General features: G+C 47.5%; 10 protein-coding genes. 1 reads left to right on the top strand and 9 read right to left on the bottom strand.

Going from position 1 to position 12,143, the window contains the following annotated elements:
- Positions 1–68: 68 nt before the first annotated feature.
- The 5 genes from WC647_03200 to WC647_03180 all read right to left on the bottom strand — a co-directional run bounded on the left by WC647_03200 (position 69) and on the right by WC647_03180 (position 6,259).
- A complete protein-coding gene (locus tag WC647_03200) occupies positions 69–1,229 on the bottom strand; it encodes a (Fe-S)-binding protein (protein ID MFA6221300.1) in 1,161 nt (386 codons plus the stop codon).
- Between the two features lie 14 nt (positions 1,230–1,243).
- The gene (locus WC647_03195; GenBank protein ID MFA6221299.1) at positions 1,244–3,382 is read right to left on the bottom strand and encodes an FAD-dependent oxidoreductase; all 2,139 of its coding nucleotides are present in this window, start codon (positions 3,380–3,382) and stop codon (positions 1,244–1,246) included.
- Between the two features lie 5 nt (positions 3,383–3,387).
- Positions 3,388–4,644 carry a CoB--CoM heterodisulfide reductase iron-sulfur subunit A family protein gene (locus WC647_03190; protein MFA6221298.1) on the bottom strand — a complete coding sequence of 419 codons (1,257 nt, stop codon included), beginning with the start codon at positions 4,642–4,644 and terminating at the stop codon, positions 3,388–3,390.
- A 103-nt stretch (positions 4,645–4,747) separates the two neighbouring features.
- Positions 4,748–5,611: a gamma-glutamyl-gamma-aminobutyrate hydrolase family protein gene (locus tag WC647_03185; protein ID MFA6221297.1), complete on the bottom strand. Its 864-nt coding sequence runs from the start codon at positions 5,609–5,611 to the stop codon at positions 4,748–4,750.
- A 111-nt stretch (positions 5,612–5,722) separates the two neighbouring features.
- Positions 5,723–6,259, bottom strand: a complete 537-nt coding sequence (locus WC647_03180; GenBank protein MFA6221296.1) for an epoxyqueuosine reductase QueH — start codon at positions 6,257–6,259, stop codon at positions 5,723–5,725.
- A gap of 82 nt (positions 6,260–6,341) precedes the next feature.
- On the opposite strand from WC647_03180, the gene WC647_03175 reads away from it, so the two are divergent.
- Positions 6,342–6,833, top strand: a complete 492-nt coding sequence (locus WC647_03175) for a hypothetical protein (protein ID MFA6221295.1) — start codon at positions 6,342–6,344, stop codon at positions 6,831–6,833.
- Here the strand turns inward: WC647_03175 and selB are convergent.
- From selB to secF, 4 genes are all read right to left on the bottom strand, one after another.
- Positions 6,779–8,704 (bottom strand): selenocysteine-specific translation elongation factor, encoded by a 1,926-nt coding sequence (gene selB / locus WC647_03170; protein ID MFA6221294.1) that lies wholly within the window; start codon positions 8,702–8,704, stop codon positions 6,779–6,781. The two genes, WC647_03175 and selB, sit on opposite strands and share 55 nt — an antisense overlap.
- Positions 8,705–8,819: 115 nt before the next feature.
- Positions 8,820–10,085, bottom strand: coding sequence for a regulatory iron-sulfur-containing complex subunit RicT (gene ricT, locus WC647_03165; protein MFA6221293.1), 1,266 nt, complete (start codon positions 10,083–10,085; stop codon positions 8,820–8,822).
- 66 nt (positions 10,086–10,151) lie between these two features.
- Positions 10,152–11,150 carry a DNA polymerase III subunit delta' gene (locus WC647_03160; protein MFA6221292.1) on the bottom strand — a complete coding sequence of 333 codons (999 nt, stop codon included), beginning with the start codon at positions 11,148–11,150 and terminating at the stop codon, positions 10,152–10,154.
- Positions 11,151–11,201: 51 nt separating this feature from the next.
- Positions 11,202–12,113 (bottom strand): protein translocase subunit SecF, encoded by a 912-nt coding sequence (secF, locus tag WC647_03155; GenBank protein MFA6221291.1) that lies wholly within the window; start codon positions 12,111–12,113, stop codon positions 11,202–11,204.
- Between the last annotated feature and the right edge of the window lie 30 nt (positions 12,114–12,143).

The following is a 12,143-nucleotide window of genomic DNA, read 5'->3' as shown; positions in this document are numbered from 1 at the left end:
GACAAAAAAAGGAGGGCCCGTGTTACTACGGTCCCTCCATCGACAACTCATGGTCTTTTCGCGAATGTTTATATCTTTTCCGCTACAAGTTCCGACAGATCCATAACTTTAAGCTGATCCGCTTTCCCCATAACGTTACAGGAATCTTCCAACATCGTTATACAGTAGGGGCATGCTGTAACTAAAGTCTCGGCCCCCGCTTCCAAAGCTTCAGAGATACGAAGTTCAGCGAAACGCTCGCCAGCCTTGGTTTCCATCCACACGCGTCCGCCACCGCCGCCGCAACACAAGCTGTTCTTGCGATTTCTTGACAACTCTCGAACCTCAGCCCCTGGCAGTCCTTCGATGAGTTCCCTCGGTTGATCATAAATATCGTTGTGCCTGCCAAGATAACATGGGTCATGCAGGGCCACAGGTCCGGTAGGCTCTCCCGCTGGTTTCAACTTACCGGATTTTAGCGCTTCGGCAAGAATCTCTGTGTAATGATAGACTTCCCATTTTCCACCAAGCTCCGGATATTCATTCTTGAATGTGTAGAGACAGTGTGGTGAAGTCACTATTATTTTCTTTACACCCTTATTGTTGTAGAGATTGATATTTGATTCGGCGAGCTTTTGAAAAAGGGCCTCGTCGCCGACCTTTCTGATGGATTCACCGCAGCAACTCTCTTCAGCTCCGATTATTCCGAAACTGACACCAGCCGCTCTAAGCGATTTCACCACGGCTTTTGCTATTTTACGGCTCCTGATGTCGTAGCAGGATGTACAGCACACAAAAAGCAAATACTCGGTATCCTCGGAAAAACTTGGAATATCGAGCCCCTCGGTCCATTCTGTTCGCTTTTCCCTCGGACCTGACCATGGATTGCCTTGGGAATGGAGACTTCCCACGATTGGCTTCAAGCTTGGGGGAATTGTGCCAACCTCGGCAAGCATACTTCTCATACCTCTGACATTGCCGATTATGTCAACACCACGTGGACACCTGTCGGCGCAAGTTCGGCAGGTTGTACAAGCAAATAGGCAGTTTTCCGACTCAAACCCTTCAAGGCCCAGTTGTCCCATACGTTGAACTAATCTGATGTTGAACTGTTCAGAGGCTTCTCCGGACACTAGCCTCCACGGACAGGATCCGGTGCAAAGTCCGCACTGCATGCACCAGTATAGCGTTTCCGCCCCTGACATTACTATAGCGTCACTGACTTCTAGGAATGGTATTTTAGTTTCCATTTCACGTCCTTCGTTTAGAAACCTTTGTATGGGTTGGGCCCGAGTTCCTCGAGTCTCGCTGAAAATTCTTCAAGGATTTGAGGAATCCTGTAGTAGTCATCGATCGACAGTTGTTCCAGTCTGATGCGGTCAGATTCAAGGACCAGGCGGTCAAGAGTTTCCTTGACCTTGCTCATCCTGGTATTGGCGAGTTCGCTTCCCTGAATAAAATGACACTGATAGTCATCCCCATATTTACATCCGAACAGGACAATGCCATCAATACCCTTGGACAGGGCGTCCGCAATCCACACGAGATTTATAGATCCGAGACAGCGCAAAGGGATGAAGCGAACCCATGGAGGATATTGAAGCTTGTTCAACCCTACCATATCAACAGCCGGGAAGGCGTCATTTTCACAAATTAATCCTAAAATCCTGGGTTTTTCATCATATTCTTCCGGAACATTGATCGATTTGATCATAGAGCCGATCATGTCAACGGAATAATTGTTGAAGGATATAATCCTCTCCGGGCAAGAACCCATGCAGATGGCGCATCGTCTGCATCTGGTGGGGTGGGGCAGGGGTGTCCCCTTGATGTCCTCGTTATACATACCGAAAGGACATTCTTCTGTACAACGTTTGCACTGGGTGCACCTCTGGATAAACAAATTGGGATAAGACAAATCCCCCGCTCTGGGATGAACCGCCTTGCCTTGAGCTGATAGCTCAACACATTGAATGGCCTTCAAAGCGGCCCCGGTACCGTCACTCGAGGATCTGGTAGCCGTCATTGGTTGTCGTACGCAACCAGCGGTATATATGCCTGTTCTTCTGGTTTCATATGGGAAACATACGAAGTGGGAATCCGGAAAGCCGTATTTTAGCTCAGGTAATGCCGGGCCCTGTCGATACTCAAGATTAAGTATTGGGTTGTCCAGAACAGCGGGCTGCATACCAGTGGCTAGAACTACCATATCGAATTCCATCATTATAGGTTCGCCTAGAAGCTCATCAATGGCTTCTATGGAAAGTTTCTTCTCCGAACCTTCACTCATGGAAATTTTTGAGGTGTCGGTTTTCACGAAGATTACCCCGTCCTTCTGGACCTTTTTGTAAAATTCCTCGGCTTGTTCGGGGGTTCTCATGTCTTTGTAGAAAACAACAACCTTGGTTTCCTCATTTTGTTCCTTGAAATACAAAGCCTGTTTTAGAGAGACTCGGCAGCATACAGCGCTACAATAGGGCAGATGATCCTGATCGCGTGAACCTGCGCACTGGATGAATGCGACAGCGGAAGGGGAAGAACCATCCGATGGGCAAGCCAGTGAACCGGATTTCGCCATTTCCTCGACCTGCACGTTTGTCACGACATCGGGGAATTTTTGAAATCCGAGGTTTTCCAGCTTTGTGGCGTCGTAGGGCTTCCAACCTGCTGCAAGCACTATAGATCCAATTTTCATAGATCCGGCGCCATTCTTTAATGTGACGTCGAACATTCCTGGAGCGCCTGAAATCTTTTCGATCTCCGCGTTCTTGAATACCTGAATATTCTGGTTGTTCATTATCTGATCAATCCTGGTGGAAAGATCGATATCTTCAATTTCCTGGTACGGAGGAATTGTGGGAGTATTCTTGTTCCATTTCGCCATATGGCCGCCAAGTTCCGGCTCTTTCTCGACCAGTTTCACACTATAGCCCGCATTGGCCGCGTCAAGAGCCGCCTGCATCCCAGCTACTCCGCCGCCGACGACTAAGATGGTTTTGTCAAGCGCTTCGAGAAAGGGAGTAGGCAAGGTAGATTTCTCCACTCGGACAATGCCCATGCGGAGATAATCTTCGGCCATGGCCTGAGTATCTTCATGGCCAGCGGGTTGACACCACGCGACGTGTTCACGCAGATTCACTCTTTCCAGTATGGTTTGCATCGGATCAAAAGCGAATACGTCTGATTTTACGCGTCCTGAGCACGCCGCTATAATTACTGAATTGACTGCCCCGGACGCTATATCATCTCTAATGATCTGAGCGCCCTCAGAACCGCACAAACATGGATGGGTCGCAGTTTTGGCCACGGTAAATTCTCCAATTACACCGGCCAATGCGTCGACATCGATAGCTTCACCTATTCCGCAGCCTGAACATATATAAACACCAAGATTCTGATCCATATGGGTTACCTCCGCACCGCCACTTGAATCGCCTTTAGAGCCGCGGCAGTGGCATCCTGGACAGACGCCGCGACCTCCATCGGCGCTTTGACACATCCTGCCGGGATGATTCCGGATTCTCCCGAACCAGTCACGAATCCGAAGTCATCATAATTCATGTCCAGTTCAGGCTTGATCTTCGAAGTTCCGGGCCTCATACCGACAGCAAGCACAACCAAATCCACTACCTGGCGCACCTTCGATCCGGCGCCGACATCTTCACCTTCAACGAGTAGACCTCCAGTCTCCTTATCTTCGGAAACCCGGGCGATTTTACTCTTGATCAGGGAAAGGTTTTCATCCTGCTGAACTTTTGTATAGAAATCTTCGTACTTTCCCATGGCTCGAATATCGATGTAATATATAAAAGCCTTGCTGTCAGGTACCCTCTCCCGAATGTAGGTCGATTGTTTTAAGGAAGCGAGACAACAAATACCGGAGCAGTAGGCCAGATGATTTTCGTCTCTGGAGCCTGCGCACTGGATAAAAGCGACGCTCTTGACTTCCTTCCCATCAGACGGTCGGAGTATCTTCCCGCTTGTAGGACCGTTAAACGCAGCAAGCCTTTCGAACATCACGCTCGTCACAACGTCGGGGAAACGTCCGAAACCCAGGTAATCCACCTTTTCCACTTCATAGGGATCCCATCCGGTCGCCCAAACGATTGCCCCGACTTTCAGACTGATGGTCTCGGGTTTCATACTCAAATCAATCGCGTTGTAGGGGCAAGCTTCGAGGCATTTTGCCGCTTCATCGGTTCCAATAATTTCAGGAGCCAGAACATACTTGAATGGATATGCCATCTGATGAGGCAGGTAAGCCGCCTTCATGGAATCCATACCGTAATTGACCGTGTTAGGAACGCTAGTGTCGCAAGCTTCTGCGCATTTGCCGCAAGCTGTACAATTATCGTTAACATATCTGGGGTTAATCTGAACTGTGACTGTATAGTCTCCGGCTTGGCCGGATATTGACTTGATTTCAGCCAGAGTAAATAAGGAAATGTTGGGATTGTTCTTGATTCTTCTAAAATTGATTTCAAGACCACATGTTGGTGGGCACAGTTTAGGGAAGTACTGATTCAGTTGAGCCACTCGGCCTCCCAAATACGGATTCCGTTCCACTATGACCACGTTAGCGCCTGTTTCGGCGGCTTCGATAGCGACTGTCATCCCGCTTATGCCACCACCTACGACTAGAATCTTCTGATCTTCATCGCCCATAGGCAACCTCCGTGTTTAGAATCAAAAGCGACCAATGTATGTCGCCCGCGTTAACATCCGCGAATTCCCAACAAAGGAGAATCCATAGATGCCATTAATGTATCTAATCAAGTTTTTTTAGAGATAACTGTATATTCGAATTTTTTTGAAGCCAACGCACATTTTCATTGTAGGTTGAAGCTATATGTAAAAAATTTCTTATTAGGAATCCTCCATCGGGTCTGGATCCAAAAAAGCTTTCCGGATGCCCCTGAATTCCATAAATGGGTTTATACGGATGTCTGATGATCTGATTGCGACTCGTTTTGTCCGAGGCCAAAAGCACGAATCCGGGAGGAAGAGCTTTGACCTCATCATAGTGGCTCTCAACTATGTTGATCTGATTATCCAGTCCCACAAAAATGGGATCTTTCGTATCCTGGTTCAACCTGGTAACCCCAGATTGGCGATCCCGAGTATAAGGCATGCAATCATCTTCTCCAGCCCGAATTGGCCCGACTTTTCCTCCGAAGGCTAGCGCAATAGCCTGATGCCCTCCGCATACTCCCAGAATGGGGATGTCCAACTCGTCCACCACGCGGGGAACCAACCATAGAAAATTTTGCAACGCTACACCTGTGGTTCCCGTGTAACGACACCAGGGAGTTCCCTGCGGACTCAAGACGATAAATTCAGGGTCAAGATCGGAAATTATTTCAAATGTGGCGGTCCTAAAGTCCAGAGTAACTACATTACTGTTTTTGCTCAACTCCGTAATTACTGAACGAAGCCTGCGACAGCCGCCTGAACATCCATCGGGAGAAAGCCCGATCATGATCCACGGTCTGTGGAATCCCTCAACACTCTTCTTTATTTCGATAGGAGATTCGGGGTAGACGGAACTTGTCTGAATCAACACCAGACATATTACCAAAAGAACGGGAACAACACTTCTGTTACGCCCACCGCATGTTTTCAATAAAGACATAGGCCATTTCCCACAACCCTGGAAGGTGACGAACTATAGTTATAACTCACCTTGAGGCAAGTAGGCAACAGGCCAATTTCCAGAAAAGACCCCTTCGTCTATTTTTTAAACTTACATGATCTTTTTTGCCCTTTCTTTCTCACTGTAAAGACAACCGCAATATTTCTGGCGATAAAAACCGAGCTTTCGATATCTCTTCACTCCTTCATTCCATCCGGTTCTCCAGTCTCTGTAAATGAAAGGTATGCGATGATTTTCCGAAATGGCTTCACACGCTGTTTTCAGTAAATCATGTTTTTGGAATCGGCTATAGAGGAGGGTGGTTGAAAACGCGTCAAACCCTTTAGCCTCCGCAAGGCGCGCCACCACATCCATTCTAAAATTAAAACAAAGCCGGCATCGTTGTGGTTCACGAAAAACTATCTCCCTAAACCAGTCTTCCATTTCAAGTCCAGTGTCATCTTTCATCACGCGGATATCATTTACTTCAGTGTATGAATTAAAGGCATCTTGCCTTCTCAAATTTTCACTGTATGGATGAATATTTGGATTAAAGAAAAAAGCCGTTACTTCGTGTCCCTCTTTTGAAAGATCATCATATGGAATAACCAGGCAGGGCGCGCAACACGCATGGAGCAGAATTTTCATTAATCGGGTTGTCTCCTTTCCTTAGTCATGGTATCTTTTGAGTAGAATAGCATTGACCGTATTTAGACCAATAAGTGAGCCAATGAAGCGGATTTCTGGATTAATAGCAATCATCATCGTGTTAGTGGCCGGGATGTCCTGGTCCGCAGACCAATCGGCGCTAACCGACGCCTTTGCTCAAACGGCGACAGCATACGCCAATGATTCCTTTCTGTTGCTCGGCATGGTAGGAGATCAGTTTGTAGCAGGCTCCCTGGATGCGGGTTCGGCAGCCCAAACCGTGACCGGGATCCAGAAAAGAATTCGAGTCATCCGGGCAAAAATCAACCTCGTTCTTAGTTGGGTCAACTCCGATCAGGACAGGAAGTGGCTGAAAATCCTGGACAATGTCTATATTTGTCTCGACCGGCAAGCGTGGGCGGCAGGAAAATTCGTTGATGACAGGTCGCCGGCTAGCGCCAAACGCTTTGAAACGTTTAGAAACGAATGTCTCGACAAGATCAGAAACCTCAGTCAATTTTACGAATCCTTGGCCAATTCCGAGGAACTTCCTGCTCCTCTGAGCACTCGTTGATCACCAATCCTGAGTGTGAGTTTTTCACGATCAAAGTACTCCAATAGCGGAATGTTATATTTCCGGGAAGATTTCGTTATCTCCTGAAATTTTGACGGGGTTATAGATCCTTCTTTTTTTAGCAGTTCCACGAGACGCCCTTTGACATTCTCGATAAAATCCTTAGAAAAGTACATTTCCTCCCTGATTTTCACAACCCGCCCTTCTTTTTCCAGAACCGTGAGCAAACCTTTTACCTGTTTTTGATCAGTCCCGACCTGCGCTATTAACTCTTTGAGCACTGGAGGAGAATTTTCTTCTTTGCCGAGAGCTTCAAGAATCTTTACCCTGAGATTCTTTTCTTCATCTTTCAGACGTACTTTGTGGGTAGAGGCTCTAATGGTGTCTCCCTGATCAGCTAGAACCCCATTTGAGATGAAATTATCCAATGCAATTTTGAAAAGACGATCGCTGCCCGGAGCCATAGAGCGCAACTCCTGCTTTGATATCCCTTCTTTTAAAGGATTGTCCCTATGATATTGCTCTAACCTATCCAATATTTTCTTTTTTACGAGTTCAAGATAATCACGATGCACCAATCTCTTTTCCGTGGAATCCAGTTGAATAACCGTGTGTTCATTTCTAAGCTTTTCGAGCGTCTTGTCGAGTCTGGAGGACGAAAACGCTGACATCCCCAGTAACTCGTTTCTGTTGACGCCGTTTACTCCGGAGCCCTTTACCAGAGACGATATGACTCCAACATCGTCTTCCCTTTCGGATTCCATAAAGGACTTCACCGATCTTGCCCTTAATTTAGGCGCTCTAGGGTTAAGAATCACACCTCCACCCAAGGTCACGGAAGGTGAAATGGCTCGAACCACAAACCTATCCCCAGTTGCCGGCACAATGGGCGCAGCCGTCCTCAACTGGGCCAACACCTCTTCTCCAGGTTCCATGGAATCCCTATCAGGAAAGGCTATGGTGGCTTCTACATCCGTGGTGTAATGATGAAGCCTGACCTTTTTAAGGTTGGTCAATTTTATTGAGCTTCTATCTAATGTCGTCAGTTTGACATCAATGATGTAAGAGGGCCGAAATTCACCGGGATGAGTTATGACGTTTCCCCTGTGAGCGTCCTGCTGTTCGAGCCCGCGAAGGTTTACCGCGACCCGCTCTCCAGGAAACGACTGCTTCTCAAATTGTTTGTGGGATTCGATAGATCGAACCGAAGACTTCACGGCCTGAGGTAGTATTTCTATCTCATCACCGACTATGATTGTCCCTGAGATTAAGGTTCCCGCCACCACCGTTCCGTGGCCCTTCAATGTGAACACCCTATCAATCGGCAGTCTTAGAAGTCCGTACAACGAACGCTGCGCTACATGTTCGCTCAGATCCAGGATAACCTTTTTCAATTCCTCAATGCCTTCCCCTGTACGGGAAGATACACGGACCATCGGAGCGGTTTCCAGGAAAGTGCCTTTTACCAAATCCCTCGCATCTTCCTCAGCCAGCATGGCGAGTTCCTCATCGACCAGATCCAACTTGGTCAGGACAACCAACCCATACTTTATCCCCAGTAGACGAAGAATATCCAAATGCTCCACGGTCTGAGGCATGACACCCTCATCCAGGGCAATTACCAGGGCAGCTATGTCAACACCCCCTGAGCCTGCAACCATCTGGCGTATGAATCTCTCATGACCTGGAACGTCCACTATACCGATTCGGATCTCCGGACCAAGGTCAAGATAGGCGAATCCCAGTTCAATGCTGATTCCCCTCTCTTTTTCCTCTTTGAGCCTGTCCGTGTCTATCCCCGTAAGAGCCTTTACCAATTGGGTTTTTCCGTGGTCTATGTGACCCGCTGTGCCGAGAATTACGCGTTTCATTAGAGCTATCCTTAGGTGTAGAGGAGAAAAGAAATCCCGTATGGTCAGCCCATTGGCTGTCAACGAAGGTCATCTAACACAAAGAAAGTAATTAAACTCTTTTGCGCTCGCTATTTCAAATCTCTTCTTTAGCCGGGTCGTTTTGAGATTTCCTGCTATGGGCCCTCCGGGGGGGCTTTGGGGCTGATGGGTTCGAGGGAGAGATCCTTCTTGTATTCTCCACCTCCAGTTCTCCCAATATGTCCTCTGGTCGAACTGCAACCATAGTATCGTCGGCAAGCTTTACAAGCACGGTTTCTTCCAATGGATTGTGTTTGATCACGCAGCCTTCGCCTTTGGTAGTCCCAATTAGTTTTCCAACCCGAGGAAGGTTCTTGCTAAATTCCTCGTAGACATCATGCTCATAGCTCAAACAGCACATCAGGCGACCGCAAACACCGGATATTTTTGTGGGGTTCAAGGAAAGGTTTTGATTCTTCGCCATCTTTACGGAAACCGGCCTGAAATCCGTTAGAAATCGAGAGCAGCATAGTTCCTGCCCACAACATGCAATTCCTCCAGTCATCTTAGCTTCATGACGAACACCTATCTGTCGCATTTCTATCCGCACTGGAAAACGGGAGACCAGTTGCTTTACCAACTCTCTGAAATCAACCCTTCCTTCAGATGTGAAATAAAAAACATATTTTGAACAATCGAAGAAACACTCAACCGATACGAGCTTCATTGCAAGAGCAAGTTCTTCTATCTTGTCCATACAGTATGAATAGGCTTCCGATTCCCTCTGACAGCAACGTTCCCTCTGATCAAGATCGACCTTCCCTCCCTTACGGAGTATTTTTCGGAGGGCGTCGGCCTGTGCGGCGTCAATAATTCTCTCAAAAGGTGGAATCGCAACCTGGCCTAGACCAAGTCCCTTTTCGGTCTTGACTAAGACCCACTCACCGTATTCGAGATCCATGTCTCCGGCGTCGAAATGATAAACCTTACATGCATACCCGAATCTGATGCCGGCGATCCTGGCGCCGAAACCGGCGTCTGTCCGATCCTCCGGACCCCAGGTTGTTCCACCGCCTGCTCCCCCATCAGAGATCGTTTCGCATTCAATGGCTTCGTCGTCATAATATTCAGATCCCTCTGTAGGCATCGGGGATCCGGAAAAACCGACAGAAAAGCTCTCGATCGATTGGGAGAAATCAATGGAATAGGATGAGTCACACGGATTAGAACCAACGCAGGAATCGGTTGACTCTAAAGCTTCCAGAAGAGAATCTTTAGAACTCGAAGGAGACACTTCAGATTCCGTTTGTGGTGTAGTTTGTCCTGATTGAGTATCCTTGGTCGGTCTCCGACCGGAAGCATCGCCCCATGATCTTGGCATAAAGGATTTATCGCCTCGTTTTTTGTTATTCGGCATCAGATTGTACCTCGGACCCAAAAAGTGAATCTATTGAGACCACTTTTCGTTCATCTTTTCCCGAATTCTCAGAAACATTACGTCAGCAGCGAGATTGCGATTGATATTTGTATCCGTATAAGTGAACTTTAGCGCGTCGGACATCTCATCATGCGCTGCCAGCAATTGCTCTACTGAGTAATGTTGAGCCGAAGCCTCCAAAATGTCAATGAAGTCGATATTGACTATGGACTGAGCTTCTGCGCCGATTCTTAACAGGACCAAATCTCTAATCCAGGACATCCCGAATTCGATGGCGTCGATAAAATTTTGGGTGTCGGAACTCAGTTGCGCCGACATCTCCAGGAGGTTGGCCAATCCGAATTCGCTCCCTTTGCTGAGGAATTGCGACAATATGTTTCTCGATGTCAAAATCTTGGGTGTCAACAACTCAATGGCGTGGCCCAAGCTCCCAGATGCAAGCCCAGCGAGAGCGTCAGCCTGATTCAAAGGTAAGTCTCTAGTTCTGAAAAGCTCGTTAGCCACATCCGATCGAGCCAGTGGGCCGAATTTGATTTTCCTTAGTCTTGACAAAACGGTGGGCAGTAAAGAAGACGGTTTGGATGTTATCAGGATCAATACGCCGAAACCCGGCGGCTCTTCAAGGGTTTTGAGCAAAGCGTTTTGAGCCGCTCGGTTCACAGTGTGTGCGTCGTCGATAATTATGACTCGATATGGCGCTTCGATCGGGGAATATTTGAAAAATCCCTGGAGATGCCGAATTCTGTCGATTCTTATAGAACCTTTAAGAGGAGCCTCAATCAAGACATCAGGATGGGCTCCTCTCTTTATCTTTTCACATGTCCCGCAGTCATGGGCCCTTTCACCAGCATACGCGGGACAACAAAGCATGCTGGCGAATTCTAACGCTACGAGCTTCTTGCCGATTCCTTCAATGCCTGAGAATAAATACGCATGGGCGGTTCTTTTTGAACCCACAGATTTCTCAAGCATGGCCAGCGTCTCAGCATGCCCCAGAATTTTTGTCATTTCCAAACAGCTATCTTGGCCGCTGGGGCCTAAATTGAGCCGGCAACAATCCTATCCTCTTTTTACTGGAATATATTTGTTAATCCCTAGAATCAAAGGAGCCGCAACAAATATTGAGGAATACGTTCCAAAAACTATACCTACAAATAATGCCCAGGCAAAGTCTTTTAGTTGTGGTGTGCCAAAAATCAGCAGGGCCACGACAACAAGCAATGTAAATCCTGAAGTCAAAACTGTTCTGGAAAGTGTCTGGTTGATGGAACTGTTCAAAACCTCGGCCAAGGGCTGTTTGCGCATAGTCCTCAGATTTTCCCTGATTCGGTCGCAAACAACGATAGTGTCATTGATATCATAACCGATGCAGGTCAGCATGGCGGCGAGAATGGTGAGGTTGAATTCCTTACCGGTCCACACAAAAAAACCGTAAATTATTATCAAATCATGAACCAAGCAGAAAATGGCTCCTAAGCCCATGCTCAATGTGAAGCGGAAAGCCATGTAGACGAGAAGCATGGCCAGGGCGACAATTGTAGCCCAGATTGCCGCCTGTCTGAGATCATGACCAACCTTGGGACCGACAACCTCAAGTCCTCTTATCTCCGCGGTTCCTTTACCAAAAGACTTGTCAAAAATTTCCTGCAATTGCATGGAAAATTTCTCAGAACCCTCCTCCGGAGATTCCATTCTGATCAGATAATCCTCAGCCTTGCTCCCCATTGAGAAGCTTTGGACTGTAGCGTTGGCGCTCATTGGTTCAAGCGCCTTTCTGATGTGCTCTGTATCGACTTTATTCTTAAACTGGACCTGGACGGTAACTCCGCCGGTGAAGTCTATTCCAAGGTTGATCCAGCCCTTGATAGGATAAGAGAGTACGGAAAGAAGTATCATGATGGTCGTAAAGGCATACGCGTATCGCCTATTGCCCATAAAGTCTATGTTAGTGTTTGGCGGTATGAGTTCCACTGCTCAATCCTTACTTAACTTGGAAAATCA

Source organism: Desulfomonilaceae bacterium, from assembly GCA_041662605.1.
GTDB lineage: Bacteria > Desulfobacterota > Desulfomonilia > Desulfomonilales > Desulfomonilaceae > CAJBEZ01.
The sequence above is the reverse complement of the archived record's forward strand: the minus strand, read 5'-3'. Positions and strand labels throughout refer to the sequence as shown.

What these genes read in the sequence shown, in the direction of transcription:
- WC647_03200 (MFA6221300.1), bottom strand. Translation starts at nt 1,229, where the DNA reads ATGGAAACTAAAATACCATTCCTAGAAGTCAGTGACGCTATAGTAATG.
- WC647_03195 (MFA6221299.1), bottom strand. Translation starts at nt 3,382, where the DNA reads ATGGATCAGAATCTTGGTGTTTATATATGTTCAGGCTGCGGAATAGGT.
- WC647_03190 (MFA6221298.1), bottom strand. Translation starts at nt 4,644, where the DNA reads ATGGGCGATGAAGATCAGAAGATTCTAGTCGTAGGTGGTGGCATAAGC.
- WC647_03185 (MFA6221297.1), bottom strand. Translation starts at nt 5,611, where the DNA reads ATGTCTTTATTGAAAACATGCGGTGGGCGTAACAGAAGTGTTGTTCCC.
- WC647_03180 (MFA6221296.1), bottom strand. Translation starts at nt 6,259, where the DNA reads ATGAAAATTCTGCTCCATGCGTGTTGCGCGCCCTGCCTGGTTATTCCA.
- WC647_03175 (MFA6221295.1), top strand. Translation starts at nt 6,342, where the DNA reads ATGAAGCGGATTTCTGGATTAATAGCAATCATCATCGTGTTAGTGGCC.
- selB (MFA6221294.1), bottom strand. Translation starts at nt 8,704, where the DNA reads ATGAAACGCGTAATTCTCGGCACAGCGGGTCACATAGACCACGGAAAA.
- ricT (MFA6221293.1), bottom strand. Translation starts at nt 10,085, where the DNA reads ATGCCAAGATCATGGGGCGATGCTTCCGGTCGGAGACCGACCAAGGAT.
- WC647_03160 (MFA6221292.1), bottom strand. Translation starts at nt 11,150, where the DNA reads ATGACAAAAATTCTGGGGCATGCTGAGACGCTGGCCATGCTTGAGAAA.